Raw genomic sequence first — 21,500 nt, 5'->3', positions numbered from 1 at the left:
GAGCCTGAGTGTCACTAGGAATTATCCGTATTGTCCCTAAGTGACAGTTTCTAGAGAACAAACGGCTTAATATCCCAACGCCTCACTGCCGGCACGGCGCGGATCCGATGCGCCAAATTTACCTTCTTCGGTCACCATAATGCTTTGGGTGCTGCCCATGGCACTTTTGACCTTGACCTGGTGGCCCATGGCTTCCAGCAGCGCTATGGTGTCACCATTGAGGCTGCGCTCAACCCGAATTTCATCCGGCAACCACTGGTGATGCATCCGCGGCGCAAAGCTGGCTTCGGCGATATTCAGGTCGTGGTCAATCACATTCATGATGATCTGCAGCACTGTGGTAATGATCCTAGCGCCCCCCGGGCTGCCGGTAACCAGAAACGGCTGACCGTCTTTCATTATCATGGTCGGGCTCATGGAGCTCAGTGGCCGCTTGTTGCCCTGTACCGAGTTGGCTTCACCGCCCACCAGACCATAACCATTGGGGGTGCCGGGTTTGGCTGAGAAATCATCCATCTCATTGTTCAGCAAAATCCCTGTACCATCGGCCACTAGCCCAGAGCCGTAACTGAAGTTGAGGGTATAGGTGTTGGATACCGCATTGCCCCATTTATCCACGACCGAGTAGTGAGTTGTCTGGTCACTTTCATAGGGTGCCAGCTTGCCGGGTTTGATCTGGCTTGAAGGGGTGGCGTGCTTGCTGTCGATGCTCTTGGCCAATGTCTTGGCATAATCCGGGCTCAACAGGGCTTTGACCGGCACAGGATAGAAATCCGGATCGCCGAGATACTCGCTGCGATCGGCATAGGCCCGTCTCATGGCCTCGGCCATAAGATGCAAAGTGGCGGCGGTGTTATGGCCCAGATCATGGATGGGGTACTGCTCGAGAATGTTGAGGATCTCTATGATATGAATACCACCCGATGATGGCGGCGGCATGGAAACCACCTCATAGCCTCGATAGTGTCCGCGCACCGGCTGGCGCTCTATGGCTTGATAGTTGTTGAGATCCTCAAGGGTCATGATGCCGCCGGCGGCCTGAATGGCACTCACCAGTTTCTCGGCGGTTTCCCCTTGGTAAAATCCTTTGCTGCCCTGTTTGGCAATCAGCTCCAGTGAGTGAGCCAACTCAGGCTGCTTGATGATGTCGCCCGGTACAAAGCTGCTGCCATCTGCCTTGTAGAAGATAGCGGCAGAGCTTGGCCATTGGGAAATGCGGCGCTTAACCCCATTGAGGGAGTTGGCCAGATCTGAAGTAACGCTGATCCCATCCCGCGCCAGTTTGATCGCCGGGGCTATCACTTGCTCCCGTTTCATGGTGCCATACTTGGACAGGGCCAGCTCCATGCCCATCACAGTGCCGGGAACGCCTACCGCCAGGCCGTGCTCGCGGCTGAGTTTATTGACCGCATTGCCCTTGTCATCAAGGAAGATATCCCTGTGGGCCTTGGAAGGAGCCATCTCCCGATAGTCTATAGCTATGGTCTTGTTTTCCTTCGCCAGGTGTACCAGCATGAAACCGCCGCCACCTATATTGCCGGCCCGGGGCAAAGTCACTGCCAGGGCATAACCCACGGCCACAGCTGCATCTACCGCGTTGCCGCCTTGCTTGAGAATATCTACCCCGATACGGGAAGCCAGTGCCTCCTGGCTGGAAACCATGCCATGCTTGGCCCAAACGGGCTGGGCTGTGGCCATTTCACTGTAAATCGAGGATTCATTGGCGGTAACTTGTGGGCTGTAACTCAGGGTGGAGGCTGCAGGCAGAGCCAGAGCGACGGCGAAGATCAGCGGTTTTATCAGACGCACTATATTTCCTTATACTGCTTTTGCTTAAGTTGCTATGCAATGTGCCGCCAATTATCCTTGATTGCAAGTTTGCCTCGGCATATGGAATACATTTGGACAATAAGCACTGGCAGTGGCGTTTTGCCGCCGGCATTGATGAGATCCCCGCCGCCGAGTGGGATCTGTGTCTGGCTGAAGATGGCCAAACAGAGCCGGACAACCCCTTTTGTCGGCATGCTTTTTTGAAGGCGCTGGAGCAAAGTGGCAGTGTTTGCGCCGCAGCCGGCTGGCAACCCATGCATTTACAGCTGTTTTGCAACGACAGGCGGTTGGCTGTGATGCCGCTTTATCTCAAGGATCACTCCTGGGGCGAATATGTGTTCGACTGGGCCTGGGCCGATGCCTATCAGCGCCACGGTGAAGCCTATTATCCCAAGCTGGTCTGCGCCATTCCCTTTACGCCTGTCAGCGGCCCAAGACTCGGGATAGCGCCCGAGGCCAGGGCAGCGGCCACAGATATCCAGCAGGCGCTGGGGAAACTATTTGGGCAACTGCTCGAAAGCTATTCCTCCTGGCATTGGCTGTTTGTCAGCAAGGTGCAGCTCGAGTCATTGCGGCATTTGCCCCAGACCTTGGTGCGGGAAGGCACGCAGTTTCATTGGTTTAACCGGGGTTACAGCCACTTTGATGATTTTTTGGCGCGGCTCAACTCGAAACGGCGCAAGAATATTCTCAAAGAGCGCCGCGCCTTGGCTGACTTGCAGTTTGTCTGGCTCAGGGGCGATGAGCTGCAAGATTGGCACTGGCAGCTTTTCTATCGTTGCTATCGGCAAACTTACCTGAAACGCTCCGGCCACCGGGGATATCTTCAGCCCGGCTTTTTCAAGCTACTCGGTAAGTTGATGGCGGGCGAGGTGCGTTTGCTCCTGGTTCACCGAATGGGCGAAGCGCCGCAACAGGCGCTGGCATGCGCGCTTTATCTGCAGGGGAAAGATACCCTTTATGGCCGCTATTGGGGCGCACTTGAGGAGATCCCGGCGCTGCATTTCGAGGCCTGTTACTGGCAGGGGATTGACTACTGTATCAAGAACGGCCTCAGTTGCTTCAACGCCGGTGCCCAGGGGGAGCACAAGCTGATTCGCGGTTTTGAGTGTGTCACCACCTATTCGCTGCACGGGATAGCGCATCCGGGCTTTCGAGAGGCGATAGCCGATTTCTGTCAAACAGAGGCCGACAACAACCGCTTGTATCAAGCGCAGTTGCAGCAGGCCTTACCCTACAAAAAGGGCGATTAACCCAGCGCCAGCCAGACACCGACCCCTAGCATCAGGCTGCCGGCTATCCGGTTGAGCAGACGGACATTGTTGCCACGGCTCAAAAACAGCCTCAGGCTCTTGCCGCCGTTGGCATAGGCCAGCATGCAGATGAGTTCGGTACACATGATAATGCCGATGAGTGCCGTCAGTTGCGGTGCCATAGGTTGCTGCAGATTGATAAAGGGAGGCAGCAAGGAAATCATAAAGGCCCAGCCCTTGGGATTGGCAATGGCGGTGACAAAACCTTGGGAGATCAACGCCGTGCGCTTAATGCTTCGTGGTTGGTCGAGATTGGCCATCTTGCCCTTGGCCCGCCACATATTGATGCCGAGCCAGATAAGATAGGCTCCACCAAGATATTTGAGTCCCTGGAAGATCATTGGATGTTTCAACATAACCGTGGCCACACCCAGCACGGCCGCCAAAGCTACCAGGGCGACCCCCACGACTTCACCCAGCATCATCCACAGAGTGCGGCGCACCCCAATGCTCATCCCCAGTGTCATGGCCAGGGTCATGCACATTCCCGGGGTGACGGAAACAAAGAAAAAGGTTGGAATAAAAGCGGCGAGCAGGGCGTAGTCTTGCATTTTGGGTACAGCTATCTCTCAAAAAGGGAGATCAGTCTAATGAAATCCTACCGGGTGACAAAGTAAAAAATTGCAGTGCTCAATATACTAACAAGAGACCAATCATCAGATCGGTCTCAAACGGGGGATTTCGTTATCGGTTACAGCACGCCACGCTTCATTTGATCGCGCTCGATGGATTCGAACAACGCCTTGAAGTTGCCCTCGCCAAAGCCGAGGTTGTTCTTGCGCTGAATAATTTCGATAAAGATCGGGCCGAACAGGTTTTTGGTGAAGATCTGCAGCAGATAGCCACTGTCATCCCCGTCCACCAGAATTTGATGATGCTTTATCTTGTCGCGGTTTTCCGTCACCTGCGGCACCTTGTCGAAGATGGTGTCGTAGTATTCAGGGATGATGTCCAGGGTCTCGATTGAGGTTCCTTCCATGGCATCGAGCGAGGCGACGATATCCCGGGTGCGGAATGCCAGATGTTGCACGCCCGGGCCGTTATATTCGCGCAGGTACTCATCAATCTGGTTTTTGTCGTCACCCTTGCCCTCATTGATGGGGATACAGAAGCTGCCATCGGGAGAGCGCAGGGCGTAGGAGACCAAGGCGGTTTGTACGCCGCTGATATCGAAGTAACGCACTTCGGTGAATCCGAAGATATCCTTATAGAAATCAGACCATTGTTCCATAGTACCCTTGTGGACATTGTTGGTCAGGTGATCCACTTCCATAAAGCCTTTTTCAGGGACTATTACAGGGGCAGGCAGGTCGACAAAGTCTGTCTTGTAGATATTATTCTGCTCGCCGAAACGGTCGATGAAGTAAATCAGGCTGTCGCCTATACCATAGATTGCCGGGTAGGGCAGATCAGTGTGGACCTGATCTGCCGGGCGGGCGCCGCGGGATACCGCCAGTTGCAAGGCATAGTTGGCATCTTCTACCCGCCACCCCATGGAGCAGATGGCCGGGCCATGGTGCTTGGCAAATTCGGCGCTGAAGCCTTGACGCTCCTTGTTGAGCAGAAAGTTAATGTCATTCTGCTTGTAGTAGAAAATCTCCCTGTCCTTGGCTTTTTTCAGCATGGAGAAACCAAAGTCGATAAAGACCTGGTGCATGAAATCACTGTCCGGGGTTGCAAACTCGGTAAATTCGATACCGAGCAGTCCCAGTGGATTCTTTTCGCTTGCCATTTCTATGTCCTCTTCAATGATGTTGCTTGCGGCCATTCTCTGATGGCCTTGCTGGATATTCGGGTCCGGGCTCAGCGTTCGAGCCAGGAGCGGTTGTAATCAGTACTCATGCAGCTTTGCACATGGGTGGTTAATTGCAGCGGGGCAAAGGTATCCACCATAACGGCGTATTCATAGGTGTCTTTCTTGCCGATGGAGGCTTCGGTGCGCCCGGGCTGCGGCCCATGAGGCACGCCTTTTTGATGCAGTGTCAGGTAACCGGCTTCTATGCCGGTGCGGCTCATAAAGTCGCCGTCCACATAGTAGAGCACCTCGTCACTGTCGATATTGTTGTGGTAGTAAGGTGCCGGGATAGCCTTGGGATGGAAGTCGTAAGGTCTGGGAACAAAGTTGCAGATAACAAAGTTGTGGGCGGTAAACACCAGATGATCCGAGGGGGGCAGGTGAATCTTGCCTACCTTGGGCGCGTACTCTGTGATGTTGAAGGCCCAGGGGTAGACAAAACCGTCCCAACCCACCAGATCAAAAGGATGCCATTCCAGCTGAGTCAGCTGATACTTGTCGCCAAACTTGCTGACCAGTGGGAATTCCCCTTGCTCGACCTTGGCCTCTGTCAGTTCGGGTACCCGGATATCCCGCTCGCAATAGGGGGCCGACTCCAGCAACTGGCCATAGTCATTGCGAAAGTGTTTGGGGATCTCCACCATGGAGAAGGACTCGATCACCAACAGGCGAACATTAGTGTAGTCCTTGAATTTCAACTGATAGGTGGTGCCGCGGGGGATCACCAGATAGTCCCACTTTTGCACCTTGAGCTTGCCGTATTCACTTAAGAGCTCGCCTTCACCCTCGTGGACAAATACCACCTCGTCGGCGTAGGCATTGCGGTAGAACAGCTCGGTATCCTCGGTGACTCTGGCGGTATAAATCGCCAGATCCTGATTGAAGAAAATCTTGTTGCGGGCACAGAAGAAGTGCCCCTGCCTATCGGCCTGTTTGCTGTCCAGTTTATAGTTCTGTACCAGGGAGTCCTGCCACACTTCACCATGGCTGAGCTCAAAGGGCTCAACGGTTAACGCCTTGGTAGGCATATTGTGGTGGTACTTGTTGGAATAGATATTGGAAAAGCCATGGGTTGAAAACAGCTCTTCACGGTAGAGTTCACCGGATGGCTTCTCAAATGCGATATGGCGCTTGTTGGGAACCTGCCCCTGTTTTACATAAAATGGCATCTGACTCTTCCTTGGTGGCGCTTGCTGTTAACCTTCGTTGGGAACCTTCGGCGGCCACTGTTGTTATTCTTGTTCTCTTTGCGCTCTTGTCTGTCGGAATTGCCGGTCGCTGGCAGCGCAAATGAGCCGTTTTTGTGATCTATCTTTCAATTTAGTTGCGCGCTTGTACAAAAAAAAGAATAATTATTCGGCATACTCAATCTAAAAATTTGATTGTCTTGTTGGATTTACGGGAGTGTAAACCTTGCGTATCGATATCGACGCCTTCAATGTGCTTAAGGTGGTGGTGGAAGAGGGCAGTTTTGCCAAGGCGGCAGAGCGTCTGCACAAGGCGCAGTCGGCGGTGAGCTATCAGATAAAGAAACTGGAACAATATCTTGGCGTTAATCTGCTGGACCGTAATCAATACCGGGCCGAGCTGACTCACGAAGGGCGGGTTATTTTAGCCGAGGGACAACGCTTGCTGGCGCATCTTGGCAATATAGAACATCTGGCCAGTCGTTTCAGTGAGGGTTGGGAGCCCAGGTTGGAGCTGGTGATAGACGGCGCCTTGCCGATGGAGCCTATCATGACTGCCCTCAAGCGCATGACAGAGCATAAGATCCCGACCAAAATCCAGCTTAATATGGAGTTTCTCGGTGGGGTACAACACAGGTTTGAGCGCGACAGCGCCGATCTTATGTTGGTGAAAGACTATCGCAGTGGCCCCAGTTACCACCCCAAGCCCCTGCCTGCTATCACCAGTGTGTTGGTGGCAGGTAAAGACCACCCCTTGAGTTCGCGCCGCGGCATTACCCTGTCCGAATTGCAGCAACATGTGGAGCTTACCATCGAAGACTCATCACCGGTCAAGAGCCAGCGCGATGAGCTGCAGTTCGGCGGCGACAAGGTCTTTTATCTCTCCGGTTTTATCATGAAAAAGAACGCCTTGCTCAAGGGCTTGGGTTTTGGCTGGATGCCGGATTTCCTGATAACCGAAGAGCTGGCTTGTGGTGATTTAAGTGAGCTGGACTTTGTTGGCGGCAGCCGTTTTCGTTTTATTCCTCAGTTGGTGTCGACGCTGGAACGCCCCCTTGGCCGCGCAGGAAGGCTGTTTACCGAGCTGATTCTGGAGGAGTTTGAGCGCTTTCAAGGGGATAACGCCAGCGGTCTGGGTTGAAGCATTCTGTTACTTTTTACTCAAATCACATCCGCCTCCTCACTTGCCGTTTTGACATTTTATGTCATAGACTGAGTGCCAGGTCATTCAGACCCTAAACCATTGAGGGGGAGTTTCAATGAGCAAGCACAGCCATGAAGTGGATTATGAGATCAAGGGTGAGAGCATGCAGCTGGTTGAGGTGGAGCTGGATCCCGGCGAAACCGTGATCGCCGAGGCCGGCGCCATGACTTACATGGAGGAAGGGATCAGCTTTGAAGCCCGGATGGGCGATGGCTCAGAGCCGGATTCGGGCTTTTTCGGCAAGTTGATGGGGGCCGGTAAACGTATGCTGACAGGTGAAAGCCTGTTTATGACCCATTTCAGCAATCAAGGCCAGGGCAAACGCCGGGTGTCGTTCGCCGCACCTTATCCAGGCACTATTCTGGCAATCGATCTCGATGAGGTCGGCGGTGAACTCATTTTGCAGAAAGACAGTTTCCTGGCCGCGGCTATGGGGACCCAGGTGACCATGAGATTCAATAAGCGCCTGGGAACCGGTTTCTTCGGCGGTGAAGGCTTTATTTTGCAGAGCCTCAAGGGTGATGGCATGGCCTTTATTCACGCAGGTGGCACCTTGATCCGTAAAGAGCTCAAGGGCGAAACCCTGAGAGTGGATACCGGCTGTCTGGTGGGCTTTACCAACGGTATCGATTACGACATAGAGAGGGCCGGCTCTCTCAAGTCCATAGTGTTTGGTGGTGAAGGTTTATTTCTGGCGACACTTTCAGGCCATGGCACAGTGTGGCTGCAGAGCTTACCGTTTTCCCGTATGGCCGACAGGATCATTGCCCATGCGCCTTCCGCCGGTGGCAGTGACCGGGGCGAGGGCTCAGTGCTTGGCGGAATTGGCCGTATGCTGGATGGGCGCTGAGAAGCGCTATTGGCAAAATGACCGGCAAAGGTAGCAGTAAAGATTAAGGTAAAGATAGCAGCGAAGAAAGGCAGTCTAGAAAAGTAGTCAAGCGCTTAACCCATTTTGCCGACAAACAAAAAAGCCATGGTTTCTACCATGGCTTTTTGCTTTTGAACTCAGGGCTTTGATAACGGTATCAGTGTTCCAGGATCTCAATGATCCTGCGGGTCTTGTCGTGCAGCTTGAACAGTGTGCCTTCTATGTCGACCGTTATCAGGCCATCATTGCCCAGCGGCACAACCACTCGGCCGCGGGCATAGATATCATTATCAAGAATATCACCCCTGTGATAGCGCTTCTGCCAACCCGGAGGCAAAGGTTCACCCCGGGCGGCTTTCTTTTGCAGGCCCGGGGGTAAATCTTTGTGGTCTTTATCCTGCTTGGCCAAAACGGCCGGACTGGCCAGCAGGGCACCCAGGCTGATTGCTACCAAGGCTTTGGATAGTTTGTTTGTCATAGTTTCTCTCCTGCGAGTAGAAGAATACGTTGCCATTCCTGCTCTGTGACCGGTTGCACGCTCAGTCTGGCCCCTTTTTGTACCAGATACATATGTTCGAGCTGCGAGTCTGCCTTGATCTCTTTCAGGCTAATTGTTTTGGCAAACTGCCGTTCAAAGCCGATATCCAGCTGGAACCAGCGCGGTGACTCTGGGCTCGACTTGGGATCAAAGTAGGGTGATTCCGGATCCCAGGCCGTGGTATCGGCTTTGGCCTCTCCGACGACTCTGGCTGTGCCCACCACGCCCGGCGTTTTGCAACTGGAATGATAGAACAAAATGGCGTCGCCGATTTGCAGTTCATCGCGAATAAAGTTGCGAGCCTGATAATTGCGGATCCCGCACCAGGGTTCCACCTTGACCCGCTGTAGATCGTCGATGCTGAATTCATCGGGTTCGGATTTCATCAACCAGTACTTCATGCTGGCACTCCTTGAGTGTTTTTACCAGAAAAGCTTACCAGCCTGTTAAGCACTTATTCAGCAAGGCAAGGGCAGACTGACTTCATTAGATTGGTAGATTATGCATTATTGTGATAATCGATGTAAAAGATTAGGAGTCGCCTATGGCCACACTCAGCCTGACAGCTTCAACTGCTGATTATCAAACCTATCGCCATGATTTTGCCCGCGGGGAACAGGATTACGACCCCACGACAGTCCATAAATTTGTTGCCGAAATGAAGCGCCAAGGCATGTTGCTCAACGAGTTCAGTTGGGATGATTGGTATCAAAACAGCCATATGGTCGACAGGCCTGAATATATCGCCGATGCTTCCTTGTATGAATGCCGCTTGCTGCTCAGTGCCATGGCGCGCTTAGAGCGTTTCAGCCCGGGTGTCCTGCAGAACATGCGCCGCCAGGGGGTCATGTTGGCCTTACTGGAAAGAATGCAGCAATTGCAAAAGGCGGCCTGAGGATATTCGGTCGCTGTTACCGTGCATTTTGCGGCCATGATCCGTCATCGGCAGGCTTTTTATTCAGGGCTCCTTTGGGGCCCTGATGGTTTTTGAGCCATTATTCTTTAGTCTAAAAGCCGGTTTCCTTGCTTGTTATTCCAACGCGCCATTCGTTAGAGTCGTTATGAACCCTGCGCCCAGGCCGCAGTGAAAGCCGATCATTGCCGCTGTTTTGATGCTTTTCAGACGCTGCCAATATGGCTTCACACTGTGAGGGGAGGGCCGCCGGCTCAGGGTGACAGACTCTTCCTATAACGATAAAACAACGCACGGAGGCTTAGATGTCTGCCAACAAGACAAGCAAGCAACTCAATGATTTACCTCTGTCACAGAGCCGTTATCTGGGGCACAGTAATACTCCCTTGATAGACAAGACCATAGGTCAGTATTTGCAGGATATCTGCAACCGCTATCCGGACAATACAGCTGTGGTGATGCATCATCAGCAATTGCGCTGGAGTTATGCGCGCTATCTTGAAGAGATAGATAAGTTGGCCACAGGCCTGCTGGCGTTGGGTATCGGCCCCGGGGACAGGGTCGGGATCTGGTCGCCCAATAATATCGAGTGGTGTCTGACTCAGTTTGCCACCGCCAGAATTGGCGCCATCATGGTGTGCATCAACCCGGCTTATCGCCCGGAAGAGCTGGAATATGCACTTACCAATGTGGGCTGTAAGGCTCTGATCACTCACGATAAGTTCAAGTCCAGCGATTACCTGGCGATGCTGAATGAGTTGGCGCCGGAACTCAGTGATGCCGAGCCCGGTAAGCTGGTGTCCAGTCGTCTGCCGGAACTGCGCTGCGTTATTCGCACCGGCAGTGACAAGACGCCGGGCATGCTGAATTTCCCCGAGGTATGTGCCATGGGCTCTGAGGCGGAATATGCCGATCTCAAAGGCATAGGTGAGCGTCTATCGCCCCATGAGGCCATTAACATCCAGTTCACCTCAGGCACCACGGGTAACCCTAAAGGCGCCACTCTGACCCACCATAATATTCTCAACAACGGCATGCTGGTGGCCGACGCCATGGGCTTTGGCCCGGATGATAAGCTTTGTATTCCCGTGCCCCTGTATCACTGTTTTGGCATGGTGCTGGGGAATCTGGTGTGTCTGGCCAAAGGCGCCACGGCCGTATTCCCATCCGATGCCTTTGACCCTACTACTACCCTCAAGGTGGTCGAGCAGGAGCGCTGCACCGGACTGCATGGGGTGCCGACCATGTTTATCGCCGAATTGGAGCTGGCCAATTTCCAGGAGTATGACCTCAGCAGTTTGCGCACCGGGGTGATGGCCGGCGCCACCTGTCCTGAGGAGTTGATGAAACGGGTGCATAAGCTGATGCATATGACAGAAGTCGTTATCGCCTACGGCCAAACTGAATGCAGCCCGATCAATAACATGACAGAGGTGGAATCTTCATTCGAGAAACAAGTCACTACCGTTGGCCGGGCACTGCCCCATACCGAGGTGAAGATCATTGATGAATTCGGTGAGATTGTACCTGTAGGGCAGCCGGGGGAAGTCTGTAGCCGAGGTTATTGTGTGATGCAGGGTTACTGGAACGATCCGGCCAAAACCCAAGCCACCATAGATAAAGAAGGCTGGCTGCATTCGGGCGATCTCGGAGTGATGGACAGCGAAGGATATGTACAGATAGTCGGTCGCATCAAAGACATGATTATCCGGGGCGGTGAGAACATCTATCCACGGGAGATTGAAGAGAAACTCTACACCCATAGTGAAATTCAAGATGCTGCAGTATTCGGGGTACAGAGTGAAAAATACGGTGAAGAGGTGTGCGCCTGGATCAAGATACGTCCCGGCAGTACCGTCACTGAAGATGAAATCCGTCACTTCCTGACCGAGAAGGTGGCTTATTTCAAGGTGCCGCGTTATATCAAGTTTGTTGAACAATACCCTATGACGGTCACCGGCAAAATCCAGAAGTTCCGCATGCGTGAGCTGATGTATGAAGAGCTGCACCGGGATATCAACGCTTGAGTCATTTAAACCGCAACAGTAAAAGAGAAGCGCCGCATTGCGGCGCTTCTTTATGGTCATGAATTACTTGCCGAAAGGAATCGGTCTAGGGGTGTCTTTGTTGGATGGCGGCAGAATGGGCATTTCAACCTTGGGCTGTTCGCCGGTCAGCGACTTGAGGAAGGCCACCATCTCTTGGGTTTCTTTCTCGGTCAGCTTCTGACCCAACTGGATATCCGACATGGTGTTGACCGCCTCCTCCAGCTCCCAAACACTGCCGTCATGGAAGTAGGGGTAGGTGAGTTCAATATTACGCAGTGTCGGCACCTTGAACACCATCTTGTCGGCTTCCTTACCCGTTACCGCCTTGCGGCCTTCGGCAGGGTTATCCGTGTGGAAAGGTTTGATAAGTCCCATCTTCATATACATGGTGCCACCGACCGCCGGACCATTATGGCAAGCGACACAGCCCTTGTCCTTGAACAGCTGATAACCCGCTTGGGCTTCGGCGCTGATGGCATTTTTGTCCCCTTCCAGATACTTGTCAAAGGGGCTATTGGGGGTCACCAGCGTCTTTTCAAAGGCGGCAATTGCATCTGTGATCCTGTCGATGTTGACCTCTTCAGAGCCGTAAACCTGCTTGAAGCGGGCGCGGTAAGCCGGCATGGAGGCAACGGTTTCGGACGCCAGTTCATGAGTAAATCCCATCTCCTTGGGGTTGGCTATTGGACCTGCGGCCTGTTCCTTGAGATCTTTGGCGCGGCCATCCCAGAACTGTGCCAGCATATAATCGGCGTTCAATACGGTAGGCGAGTTGATAGGACCTTCTTGCCAGGCATGACCGATAGAGGTTGGCAGGGCATCTACCCCTCCCATGGAAAGATTGTGACATGAATTACAGGAGATAAACCCGGACTTTGATAATCTGGGTTCGAAGTAAAGCATTTTTCCGAGTTCGACTTTTTCCGGCTCGGTGATTTTCACCGGCTTGATAATTTCGATAGGCTCAGCCGCCTGAGCCGCAGTCATCCCGAGGGCTGCCGTTACAGCCATGACCAGTGCTTGATATCTCATTGCTATCACCTCTAATAGACTTACTATGCGTGTGGTTATTGGTCCATCATAGTGAGCGGTGAGCAGCTTTGACAGATGTTAATATCGATTGGCTCTATCGTTGATTTAGATGGTTTTTTTGTGATGATCGCCGCGGTTTTAGCCACTGAATTTAGCTATCTTGCTCGAATCAACTTTTTCCTGATTTTCACTCACCATCACAATTAAACTCTAAAATGTGCGACAGGTTGTGTTTTTATGCTCACAGCAACGCATATTAAGGGTAAGGGGTGTTTGATATCGACAAGCTATACTCTGTTAACGTTCTGAATGCTTGTGGGATTGGCCTTGGCAAACGGAGTAAGATTATGGCAAGAACAGCTATCACCTTTTTCGACCGGTCTGCGCTGCTCGTTCTCTTATTGCTGCTTTATTGTGGCATTTCTTCTGCACGTGCCGAGACTCTGCAACTGAGCTCGCTTAATTGGCCTCCCTACAGTGGTCAAATGCTGCAACAGCAGGGAGCCTGTGTTGCCGTGGTCAAGGCGGCATTGGCTGCCATGGGCCATGAACTCAAAATTAGTTTCTACCCCTGGAGCCGGGCTGTGAAGTTGGCGGGCATGCCTGGTTCACCCTATCTTGGTTACTTTCCCGAGTATTATCATCAAAGTGACAAGTTTATTTTTTCTAAGCCGTTAGGCTTCAGTCAATTGGCTCTGGTGGAGCAAGTCCAGCGGCCAGTGAGCTGGCAACAGTTGCAGGACTTGCAGCGTTACAATCTCGGAGTGGTAAAGGGCTATGTTAATACCGAGAGCCTAGATCGGGCCATGGACTCAGGCCGGCAACCCTTTGAGCTGGCCAATTCCGATGAACAAAACCTTCGCAAATTGGCGGCCGCCAGAATTGATGCCGTGGTGATCGATGCCAATGTCTATCGTTACCTGCTGCGGCAAAAGGGGATGGAAGATATGGAAGGCAAGCTTAAACTGAATCGGCAATTGCTGGCCAGCAAGGGCTTGCTGGTGGCTTTTCGAAATTCTGCAGAGGGACAACGCTGGCGGGATATTTTCGATCAGGGGCTGGCCCGTATCGATGCCAAGAGCATATTGGAGCAACACTTAAAGTATCATTGAGTTGTCATCCAAGGCGGCTAAATTGAGCACTTTACCCCAGATGGACGTGTCTGTGACAGAAAGTGCCTATGAGCTTGAACTGCTTGCCGAGTTGGAGCATAAATACCAGCAACACTTGAATGCCAGGTCTTTGGCCCAAGTCGGCTTTGCCGGGAAGACGCACGATGTACGGGCGCTGGAGCTGGGGAACCCAAACGCTGGGGTGCCCACAGTGCTGTTCGTCGGCGGCGTTCACGGGGTGGAGCGCATCGGCAGCCAGGTGATACTGGCGCTTCTTGGCAGCCTGTTGACCCGCTGCAGTTGGGATAAACATCTGCAGTTGATGTTAACTCAGATACGGCTGGCGTTTGTACCTGTGTTGAATCCTATCGGCCTTATCAGGGGAACTCGCGCCAATGGCAATGGGGTCGATTTGATGCGCAATGCTCCCATAGATGCCCGCGGCTCAGTGACTTTTATGGTCGGCGGTCAACGGCTTTCCCGCCATCTTCCCTGGTATCGGGGCCGCAGCAGTCAGCTGGAAACCGAGACCCGGGCGATTATTGACTACAGTAATGAACTTATGGCCCGCGGCAGCAGCTTGATTGTGCTCGATGCTCACTCAGGTTTTGGCCTGGTGGACCATATCTGGTTTCCCTTTGCCTGTAAGGACACGCCTTTTGCCCGCCTGGGGGAGGTGTATCATTTAAAGCAGTTGTTCGAAATGAGCTACCCCCATCATTGTCACTATCATATTGCGCCTCAAAGCTGTTTCTATCGTACCCACGGCGATATTTGGGATTATTTGGTCAGTTGTAACCCCCAAGTGCCTTTCCTACCTTTAACGCTGGAAATGGGCTCCTGGGCCTGGGTTAAAAAGAATCCCAGGCAATTGCTGCGCTTCTCCGGTTATTTCAACCCTCAAAAGCAGCACAGGCTACAGCGTATTTTACGGCGCCACTTTACCCTGATGCAGTTCTTGCTCGATGTGGGGTATGCTCAGGTACTGGAACAACTGCCTGAACTTCATCGGCATCACCTGGACTATCAGGCACGAAACTTTTGGTATCCACAAGCGGCGGAGAAACCAAGTCATGACTGAGCAGCAAACCTGGGTGATGATCCGCGGCTTGATGCGCGATAAACGTCATTGGCAGGCCTTTGCCGATAATCTGCTGGCGGCGGGGTTTCGGGTGGAGCTCATCGATCTGCCGGGAAATGGCGATAGGGTGGCGGATACCAGTCCCTGGGATATTCAGGATTATGCCGACTTTGTTGCAGATGAACTGCTGCGGCGCAAGGTGGCTAAATGCCGAATATTGGCTATCTCCATGGGCGCCATGGTGGCCATGGCACTTGGCGGGAAAAATGACGTTGAAGATGGCTGCCAAAAGGAATTTCAGATTGAGGGGCTTTTATTGCTCAACAGTAGCGCCGCCGATCTTTCGCCTTGGTATCAGAGATTTCGGCTGCAAGCCCTACTACAAGCCTTGTGCTTCAGAGTCAAAGGTGAGGGCATTCAATGGCGCGAGGCGACGATTCTTGCGCTTACCAGTCTTGCCCATGCCAAAGACAAGTCTCTGTGCCGTCACTGGAGCCAACTGGCGCTTGAGGCCAAAACTACACTCGCCAATGGCCTGCGACAAATTGTTGCCTCGGCCCGCTTTCGCTCACCGGCTAACTTGCGGATGCCGGCAGTCATTGTTTATGGCTGTGATGATCGCCTGGTTTCGCCCAAGTGCAGCGTTCGCCTGGCGGCCAAATATCGGCAAAAGCCGATTCCTTTTTGCCGCTGCGGTCATGATGTGGCGTTGGATAGGCCTGAGTTATTGCTGGAGTTGGTGCAGCGTTTGAGTCGACAAACGCCTTAGACTTGCTTGGGGAAGTTTGAGCCCAGGTCAAAATCGAGTCAGATATCCGACCTGGGCTTTGTGATTAGTGGGAGGCGACCACTGTCTTGCCTATGGGCGTTAAAGAAAGCAAGGCCAGCTTCAGATGCTGAATGCCAAAAGGTATGCCTATGATGGTGACAAAGCAGGCCAGGGCGTGGGTCAGGTGGCCTATCGCCAACCAAATTCCGAACAGCAGGAACCAGATGATGTTGCCGACCATACCCAGGGCGCCGGTGCCCAAGTCTTCGCGGCCAGAGAGCCTGTCGCGGTTGATATGCTCCTGACCGAAGGGCCAGAATGCCAGTTCACCTATGACAAAGCAGGCGCGGCCGAATGGGATACCTATGATACTGATAAAACAGAGCAAGCCGACAAACCACCAGGCCAGTCCCATGACAAAGCCGCCAAGAATAAACCAGGCAATATTAAAAATAAGACGCAAAATAGCCATTGAGTGCTCCTTTAAATGGCAGATCAGCCGCACAGTTTTACTGTAAAGCTTGGGGATATTTCGATTAATAGCCAGAAGCGTGCCATAATTATAACCTGTTGAATAATATGGGTTGTTGCTATTTCTAAGCCTGGGCGGATGGCGGGGATTGGTGATTTATACCAATAAGTGGCGATAATCATCACAGAGTGAAGCCGCAATGAATTAGCTACCAAGCCATCACTTGGTTGGCATAAAGCCTACTGGTGCCTGTGAGGATTTGTGGCCTGAACCCTGTCCTCCTTGGCGGCAAACACATACAATAGCTATCCCTTGCACACCTTAGCCTTGAAATATATCGCCACTGCCATGCCTTTAGCCGATTTCAAACTGGATAAAACCCCGGTTCAAGCCTTTGAGTTTCGGGGACATCAGCTGTTTATCAAGCGCGATGATCTACTTCATCCCAGTTTCAGTGGTAATAAGGCGCGCAAGTTCCGTTATTTCCTCGACCATGACTTTCCCGGTATCAAGCGCCTGATAGGTTATGGCTCGGCCCAGGCCAACTCACTCTACTCTATGGCGGCGCTGGCCAAACTCAAAGGTTGGCAGCTGGACTTTTATGTGGATCACCTGCCGGACTGGTTGCAGCAGCGCCCCCTGGGTAACTATCGCGCCGCGTTGGAATTGGGCGCACGGGTGATTGCCGTAAAGAATACGCCCAAGGCCGAGTTGATGACCGGGATGACTCTGGAGAACTTTGTCAGGCAGCATATTGTACCTGAGTGCGAGCACAGCCTGTTCGTTCCCGAAGGGGGCCGCTGTAGTTATGCCGAATACGGCGTAGCTCAGTTGGGCGCCGAGATTTTACAGTGGCAGCAGCAACAGGCTGCCCATAACCTCAAGCTGTTTCTGCCATCGGGAACTGGTACAACGGCACTGTTTCTACAGAAGTATTTTTGTGAGCAACAGGCTGATATTGAAGTGCTGACCTGCGCCGTGGTCGGCGGAGACAGTTACCTCAAGACCCAGTTGCTTGAGTTATCGCCCGATGAGGCATTGCATCCAACTATTGTTACACCTGAGCGTAAGTATCATTTTGGCAAGTGTTACCCCGAGTTTTACCAACTTTGGCAAGAGCTGGAGCAAAGCGGTATCCGCTTTGAGCTTTTGTACGATCCGCTCGGCTGGCAAGTGTTGCTCGACTTCTTGCGATGTGAGGGCGACTGCCAGGTACTGTATCTGCATCAGGGGGGGCTCCTTGGTAATGAGTCCATGCTTCCCAGATACAGGCGTAAATTCGGTTGAGTGGGAACCTTGACTTCAGATCAGCTGGTTGCGCTTGAGGATCTTATGAGTGCGCTCAGCCAAGCGCTGCAAGGATTTGAGATCGGCAAGCCCAGGCACTTCGTCATCGAGACGGGACTCCCAAAAGCATACCTCAGTGTCCAACATCTCCAGTATTTTCTTGGAGCAACCCAGGCATTTCCCGCCGCATAGGCTGGCTTCCGGCAAGTCCAGTGGAATACAGCGCCGGATCTCGCTAAGCAATGAGCGCATCGCTTCCGTGGTATTCGGTTTAATGGATCCGGGTTTAGTCACTCTGCTTTTAGCTGCTGTGATGGATTGATTCAAGACAACACCGACAGATGAGTTTGTTAAGCATCAGCTTAATTCAAGTGGAAGGGTTGGAAAATGATCTGGCGCTTGATTTACCTGTTTATCGCCATTTGGTCAGGCTGCTTCCCGGGATCACGGGAAAAGGCCTTGACCAAATGTGATGTTTTACCCGATTGCTGCTGGATAACAGTCCAATCTGCCTGAGCGCTCGATACAGTGAGAGGATAGGGGTATCGAGTGGGTATTTCGACAGTCTTACTTATTGGCGCTCAGCAACCACTTCATAAACTTGAGGGTTTCTGTACGCTTTGAGAAGGTTTGCTTCTTCTTGCCTTTGCTGTCGGTAAAGGCGATTGAGTTTTTGTTGATGGAAATTGAATCTACAGGAAAACTTACTGCGATTTCATGTCCGTTTACTTTGTATGACATAGGCCACACTCCTTATTTCTGTTAGCGCCGGTATTGGCGTATATAATCTTAACTATAGAAAATCCTTAGCATTTATTGCGAAAGATGCGTTGGTTGACTATTGAATGTACCCAGTTTGTCACCCTTTATCAAGCCCCCCGATAGACTGAAGTGCATAAAGGCACTCCGGGTGTCAGTAGAACATCAGACCATCGCCGCAGCACAGAGTTCACCACAGCTGTGTGACATTTCAATTAAACTCAAGAATTATTAACTGAACGGACTTACTTAAGAGGCCTGGAGCGAGATGGGACGAGCTGAGGATACCTTAATAATTCAGCTTATTGTATAGATAATTTACTACAAGTCAAGCAGTATAAATATTGGGCCGACATATCCGGAACTACATGTTTCTGCTACTCTTTTTTCTGATGGTGCCAATGGTTCCCTGACGCACTTTGGCTTGAACACAACTTGAAGTGATTACACCGGATGGATTGGTACCTTACCTTATAGTGGCAAGGAGTGCGTTAATGAATAGAGTGTTGATTGGCATAGGATTATTTATTCTTTTGCTCTGGCCAGGGTTGTGCCCGGCGGTCGAACCTGAGCCGGAAACGTCAAGCGAGCAAAGTGCTGCAGCGGCTTATGAGTACCGCGATCCCTTGCTCCGGGATACCCCCAGAGGTGCCCTGCAGGGCTTTATGCATTATGCCCGAGAAGGGGATTATCAAACCGCGGCCGAGTATCTGGATCTGCGTTTTCTTCCCGCCGGTATGACTGCGGAGCAGGGGCCACTCTATGCCAAGCAGTTGCTGGCGATTATCGAGCGTAATCTCTGGCTCAATCCTCAGGAGCTGGATGATACCCCAGAGGGTAAAACCGACGACAAGCTGCCCGCTTACCGGGAGGGGTTTGCCCGTTTGGAAGCCGAAAAAAAGGCCTACCAGCTCCTATTGCAGCGGGTGCCGAGCTCTGAATACGGCAGTCTGTGGAAGGTTTCCAATGCCACGGTTGCCAAGCTCCCAAAACTTTACCAGGCCTTGGGCTATGGCCCTGTGGTGGAGTGGTTTATCGAGCACATTCCTGAAGGACGCCTGTTTACCCTGAATCTTTGGGAATGGGCCATGATGCTGGCCTATCTGGTGCTGGCATTCTTATTCGTGGTGCCTTTGACCTGGTTGCTGCAATGGCCACTTTCACGTTCATCACACCCGCTCAAGGCTGAATTGGGCGCCTTTATTCGCGGCCCACTCAGGTTCTTTGCCGCTGTGGCACTCGATAGGGCCATGCTTGCCAACAGTACCTTGAGCGCTGCGATGCAGGAGATAGTCAACACAGGCTTTTTCTTTATTCTGGCCACGGTTTGGTTGATATGGGCGCTGGTGGGGCTGGCACAGAGCAGTCTTAGGGAGCGCTGGATAGCCAAAGGCAACAAACAGGCGGCCTCCTTGTTGCGTCCTCTTGGGAATTTTTTGCGGGTGGCCCTGCTCAGCCTGGCGACCTTATTATGGCTTGAGCACCTGGGATTTAATGCTGGCACTATACTAGCCGGGATGGGTATCGGGGGGCTGGCAATCGCCTTGGCCTCGAAGCAGTCGATAGAAAACCTGATTGGCACCATCACTCTCTATTCGGCCGCGCCTATCAAGGTTGGCAATATCGGTAATTTCGGCGGCGTTCGCGGCACAGTGGAGGAGATAGGCCTACGCTGTACCCGCATTAGAACTCTGGATCGCTCTGTTATTCATATGCCCAACGCCAAGTTGGCCGAAATGGAGATAGAGAATATTTCAGAGCGGGAGAAAATCCGTTTTAAGACAGATATACGTCTCGATTACAGTACAGATGCCAAACAGCTGCAGGCGATCATCAATGATATCAAAGCCTTGCTAAAGCAGCATGAGAAGGTGGATGAGTCACCGATGCGGGTCACCTTCAAGGGCTTTGGCAACGCCGGACTCGAGTTGAATGTACTGGCCTATGTCGGCACCACCAGTTTACCGGTTTATCAGGAAGTCGCCGAGGAGTTGCAGCTGGGGATCATGGCGATTGTCGCCGAGCACGGCAGCAAGATGGTGCCCGTATGGCCGGTTTCGGCCTGATGCCCAAGATTGAAAACGGCAGAGGCCAAAGTCGTGTAGACAATAACAATAAAAAACGGTGCTCACAGCACCGTTTTTTTAAACAGGTCATTCGGCTCAGGCTTTATCGCGATGGCAGAAATAGTCTACCGCGCGTTTTACCAGCTCAATACCTGTCTGATCGCATGGCGGCAGGCTGGCATCGCTCTGCTTCAGCGGCGTGACTCTATCACCCCATTTCAGCAGCAAGGCGGCGCTGGTGAGGCCGGCACCAAAGGCACAGGAAAGAATATGTTGTCCTGGCTTGATCATGCCTTTTTCCAACGCATCACAGATGGCAATAGGAATGGTGGCTGCTGAAGTGTTGCCATAGTTGGCAATGTTGACGAAGGCCTTCTCTTTGGGGATCTTCATTCTGTGTACCAGAGTGTCGATGATCCTCTCGTTGGCCTGATGGGGGATAACCCAATCGACCTCTTCCTTGTCCAGACCACACTTCTCCAACACCTGGGCGCTGAGTTTGCCCATGCCGTTGATGGCGCGTTTGAAGATTTCCTGGCCATCGAATTGGATGTAGAAGTCCAGTGACTCGGCAACAAATCTATCCATGCCTGTACCGAAGCCTGCTTTGAGAATATCGCGGCCTTCGGGATCATTGTTGAGTTCATAGCCCAGTACGCCAGATGGAGTATCTGTGGCCTCCAGTACCACGGCACCGGCACCGTCACCGAACAGTACAGCGGTCTCCCTTCTTGACCAGTCGAGGTAGAAGCTCAGCCGTTCGGCACCTATCACCAGGACTTTCTTGCATTGACCACTCTTGATTTGGGCGGTCGCTAAGCCAACCCCGTAGAGGAAACCACTGCAGGCGGCGTTGATATCAAAGGCGGCACAGGTGGCGCCGACATTGGCTTGTACTGTTGAGGCTATGTTGGGGATCAGGGTGTCCGGGCTGGCGGTTGCCAGGATAATCATATCCAGTTCACTGCCTTCGATACCCGCTGCGGCCAGTGCATGTTGGGCGGCTACTGTGGCCAATTCCGAGGTGTTGACGTGACTGATATGACGTTGGCTAATCCCGGTTCTGGGTTTAATCCATTCATCGGAGGTATCGATAAAGGTGGCCAGATCATGGTTGGTCAGAACGGCGGGGGGAACGCACTTTCCCCAGCCGGTAATAGTGGCGTACTGCATTGAATTTACTCTCAAAATTAAAAGACAGAAACCAGTTCTGTCTTTTGGAC

General features: G+C 52.4%; 21 protein-coding genes. 10 read left to right on the top strand and 11 right to left on the bottom strand.

Annotation, left to right across the window (positions count from 1 at the left end):
- Positions 1 to 66: 66 nt before the first annotated feature.
- Entirely contained in the window at positions 67 to 1,809 is a 1,743-nt protein-coding gene (gene ggt / locus K5621_RS11820) for a gamma-glutamyltransferase (protein WP_221049321.1), read from the bottom strand.
- Positions 1,810 to 1,901: 92 nt separating this feature from the next.
- Between ggt and K5621_RS11815 the strand changes: the two genes are divergently transcribed.
- Entirely contained in the window at positions 1,902 to 3,083 is a 1,182-nt protein-coding gene (locus K5621_RS11815; protein ID WP_221049320.1) for a GNAT family N-acetyltransferase, read from the top strand.
- Here the strand turns inward: K5621_RS11815 and K5621_RS11810 are convergent.
- From K5621_RS11810 to K5621_RS11800, 3 genes are all read right to left on the bottom strand, one after another.
- Positions 3,080 to 3,694, bottom strand: a complete 615-nt coding sequence (locus K5621_RS11810; protein ID WP_221049319.1) for a LysE family translocator — start codon at positions 3,692 to 3,694, stop codon at positions 3,080 to 3,082. The genes K5621_RS11815 and K5621_RS11810 overlap by 4 nt on opposite strands.
- Positions 3,695 to 3,834: 140 nt before the next feature.
- Entirely contained in the window at positions 3,835 to 4,875 is a 1,041-nt protein-coding gene (gene hppD / locus K5621_RS11805) for a 4-hydroxyphenylpyruvate dioxygenase (protein WP_221051186.1), read from the bottom strand.
- Positions 4,876 to 4,946: 71 nt separating this feature from the next.
- Entirely contained in the window at positions 4,947 to 6,107 is a 1,161-nt protein-coding gene (locus tag K5621_RS11800) for a homogentisate 1,2-dioxygenase (protein WP_221049318.1), read from the bottom strand.
- A gap of 244 nt (positions 6,108 to 6,351) precedes the next feature.
- Here K5621_RS11800 and K5621_RS11795 point away from each other — a divergent pair, with 244 nt between their 5' ends.
- Positions 6,352 to 7,266: a LysR family transcriptional regulator gene (locus tag K5621_RS11795; protein WP_221049317.1), complete on the top strand. Its 915-nt coding sequence runs from the start codon at positions 6,352 to 6,354 to the stop codon at positions 7,264 to 7,266.
- A gap of 118 nt (positions 7,267 to 7,384) precedes the next feature.
- Entirely contained in the window at positions 7,385 to 8,179 is a 795-nt protein-coding gene (locus K5621_RS11790; protein ID WP_221049316.1) for a TIGR00266 family protein, read from the top strand.
- Positions 8,180 to 8,357: 178 nt separating this feature from the next.
- On the opposite strand, the gene K5621_RS11785 is transcribed toward K5621_RS11790, so the two are convergent.
- Entirely contained in the window at positions 8,358 to 8,678 is a 321-nt protein-coding gene (locus K5621_RS11785) for a hypothetical protein (RefSeq protein ID WP_028780804.1), read from the bottom strand.
- Entirely contained in the window at positions 8,675 to 9,139 is a 465-nt protein-coding gene (locus K5621_RS11780) for an EVE domain-containing protein (protein ID WP_221049315.1), read from the bottom strand. Before K5621_RS11780 ends, K5621_RS11785 begins: the two co-directional genes overlap by 4 nt.
- 143 nt (positions 9,140 to 9,282) lie before the next feature.
- Between K5621_RS11780 and K5621_RS11775 the strand changes: the two genes are divergently transcribed.
- Together K5621_RS11775 and K5621_RS11770 are read left to right on the top strand one after the other, a co-directional pair.
- Complete coding sequence (locus K5621_RS11775) at positions 9,283 to 9,633, top strand: DUF6508 domain-containing protein (RefSeq protein ID WP_221049314.1); 351 nt, start codon at positions 9,283 to 9,285, stop codon at positions 9,631 to 9,633.
- Positions 9,634 to 9,956: 323 nt separating this feature from the next.
- A complete protein-coding gene (locus K5621_RS11770) occupies positions 9,957 to 11,678 on the top strand; it encodes an AMP-binding protein (protein ID WP_100145735.1) in 1,722 nt (573 codons plus the stop codon).
- Between the two features lie 63 nt (positions 11,679 to 11,741).
- Here the strand turns inward: K5621_RS11770 and K5621_RS11765 are convergent, their stop codons facing one another.
- Entirely contained in the window at positions 11,742 to 12,731 is a 990-nt protein-coding gene (locus K5621_RS11765) for a cytochrome-c peroxidase (RefSeq protein ID WP_101096782.1), read from the bottom strand.
- Between the two features lie 347 nt (positions 12,732 to 13,078).
- Between K5621_RS11765 and K5621_RS11760 the strand changes: the two genes are divergently transcribed.
- From K5621_RS11760 to K5621_RS11750, 3 genes are read left to right on the top strand one after another with little or no spacing between them, the layout of a single operon-like run.
- Positions 13,079 to 13,843 carry a substrate-binding periplasmic protein gene (locus K5621_RS11760; RefSeq protein ID WP_221049313.1) on the top strand — a complete coding sequence of 255 codons (765 nt, stop codon included), beginning with the start codon at positions 13,079 to 13,081 and terminating at the stop codon, positions 13,841 to 13,843.
- A 52-nt stretch (positions 13,844 to 13,895) separates the two neighbouring features.
- The gene (locus K5621_RS11755) at positions 13,896 to 14,924 is read left to right on the top strand and encodes a M14 family zinc carboxypeptidase (RefSeq protein WP_425332471.1); all 1,029 of its coding nucleotides are present in this window, start codon (positions 13,896 to 13,898) and stop codon (positions 14,922 to 14,924) included.
- Entirely contained in the window at positions 14,917 to 15,693 is a 777-nt protein-coding gene (locus tag K5621_RS11750; RefSeq protein WP_221049312.1) for an alpha/beta fold hydrolase, read from the top strand. Before K5621_RS11755 ends, K5621_RS11750 begins: the two co-directional genes overlap by 8 nt.
- Positions 15,694 to 15,757: 64 nt before the next feature.
- Here the strand turns inward: K5621_RS11750 and K5621_RS11745 are convergent, their stop codons facing one another.
- Positions 15,758 to 16,165: a YccF domain-containing protein gene (locus tag K5621_RS11745; RefSeq protein ID WP_039033368.1), complete on the bottom strand. Its 408-nt coding sequence runs from the start codon at positions 16,163 to 16,165 to the stop codon at positions 15,758 to 15,760.
- A gap of 348 nt (positions 16,166 to 16,513) precedes the next feature.
- Between K5621_RS11745 and K5621_RS11740 the strand changes: the two genes are divergently transcribed.
- A complete protein-coding gene (locus tag K5621_RS11740; RefSeq protein WP_221051184.1) occupies positions 16,514 to 17,452 on the top strand; it encodes a pyridoxal-phosphate dependent enzyme in 939 nt (312 codons plus the stop codon).
- A gap of 15 nt (positions 17,453 to 17,467) precedes the next feature.
- On the opposite strand, the gene K5621_RS11735 is transcribed toward K5621_RS11740, so the two are convergent.
- Both K5621_RS11735 and K5621_RS11730 read right to left on the bottom strand, forming a co-directional pair.
- Positions 17,468 to 17,704: a hypothetical protein gene (locus K5621_RS11735; protein ID WP_221049311.1), complete on the bottom strand. Its 237-nt coding sequence runs from the start codon at positions 17,702 to 17,704 to the stop codon at positions 17,468 to 17,470.
- A 315-nt stretch (positions 17,705 to 18,019) separates the two neighbouring features.
- Positions 18,020 to 18,193, bottom strand: a complete 174-nt coding sequence (locus K5621_RS11730) for a hypothetical protein (RefSeq protein WP_100145745.1) — start codon at positions 18,191 to 18,193, stop codon at positions 18,020 to 18,022.
- Between the two features lie 512 nt (positions 18,194 to 18,705).
- On the opposite strand from K5621_RS11730, the gene K5621_RS11725 reads away from it, so the two are divergent.
- Positions 18,706 to 20,277 (top strand): mechanosensitive ion channel family protein, encoded by a 1,572-nt coding sequence (locus tag K5621_RS11725; protein WP_221049310.1) that lies wholly within the window; start codon positions 18,706 to 18,708, stop codon positions 20,275 to 20,277.
- A gap of 96 nt (positions 20,278 to 20,373) precedes the next feature.
- On the opposite strand, the gene K5621_RS11720 is transcribed toward K5621_RS11725, so the two are convergent.
- Entirely contained in the window at positions 20,374 to 21,450 is a 1,077-nt protein-coding gene (locus K5621_RS11720) for a ketoacyl-ACP synthase III (RefSeq protein WP_100145747.1), read from the bottom strand.
- Positions 21,451 to 21,500 lie beyond the last annotated feature (50 nt).

Origin of the sequence: Shewanella carassii (assembly GCF_019670705.1) — a bacterium.
Lineage (GTDB): Bacteria > Pseudomonadota > Gammaproteobacteria > Enterobacterales > Shewanellaceae > Shewanella > Shewanella carassii.
This window is presented reverse-complemented; position numbering and strand designations above follow the sequence as displayed.

Bases quoted from the DNA above. Each gene is read 5' to 3' on its own strand.
- K5621_RS11810 (WP_221049319.1), bottom strand. From the start codon at position 3,694: ATGCAAGACTACGCCCTGCTCGCCGCTTTTATTCCAACCTTTTTCTTT.
- hppD (WP_221051186.1), bottom strand. From the start codon at position 4,875: ATGGCAAGCGAAAAGAATCCACTGGGACTGCTCGGTATCGAATTTACC.
- K5621_RS11800 (WP_221049318.1), bottom strand. From the start codon at position 6,107: ATGCCATTTTATGTAAAACAGGGGCAGGTTCCCAACAAGCGCCATATC.
- K5621_RS11790 (WP_221049316.1), top strand. From the start codon at position 7,385: ATGAGCAAGCACAGCCATGAAGTGGATTATGAGATCAAGGGTGAGAGC.
- K5621_RS11785 (WP_028780804.1), bottom strand. From the start codon at position 8,678: ATGACAAACAAACTATCCAAAGCCTTGGTAGCAATCAGCCTGGGTGCC.
- K5621_RS11780 (WP_221049315.1), bottom strand. From the start codon at position 9,139: ATGAAGTACTGGTTGATGAAATCCGAACCCGATGAATTCAGCATCGAC.
- K5621_RS11775 (WP_221049314.1), top strand. From the start codon at position 9,283: ATGGCCACACTCAGCCTGACAGCTTCAACTGCTGATTATCAAACCTAT.
- K5621_RS11770 (WP_100145735.1), top strand. From the start codon at position 9,957: ATGTCTGCCAACAAGACAAGCAAGCAACTCAATGATTTACCTCTGTCA.
- K5621_RS11765 (WP_101096782.1), bottom strand. From the start codon at position 12,731: ATGAGATATCAAGCACTGGTCATGGCTGTAACGGCAGCCCTCGGGATG.
- K5621_RS11760 (WP_221049313.1), top strand. From the start codon at position 13,079: ATGGCAAGAACAGCTATCACCTTTTTCGACCGGTCTGCGCTGCTCGTT.
- K5621_RS11750 (WP_221049312.1), top strand. From the start codon at position 14,917: ATGACTGAGCAGCAAACCTGGGTGATGATCCGCGGCTTGATGCGCGAT.
- K5621_RS11745 (WP_039033368.1), bottom strand. From the start codon at position 16,165: ATGGCTATTTTGCGTCTTATTTTTAATATTGCCTGGTTTATTCTTGGC.
- K5621_RS11740 (WP_221051184.1), top strand. From the start codon at position 16,514: ATGCCTTTAGCCGATTTCAAACTGGATAAAACCCCGGTTCAAGCCTTT.
- K5621_RS11735 (WP_221049311.1), bottom strand. From the start codon at position 17,704: ATGCGCTCATTGCTTAGCGAGATCCGGCGCTGTATTCCACTGGACTTG.
- K5621_RS11730 (WP_100145745.1), bottom strand. From the start codon at position 18,193: ATGTCATACAAAGTAAACGGACATGAAATCGCAGTAAGTTTTCCTGTA.
- K5621_RS11725 (WP_221049310.1), top strand. From the start codon at position 18,706: ATGAATAGAGTGTTGATTGGCATAGGATTATTTATTCTTTTGCTCTGG.
- K5621_RS11720 (WP_100145747.1), bottom strand. From the start codon at position 21,450: ATGCAGTACGCCACTATTACCGGCTGGGGAAAGTGCGTTCCCCCCGCC.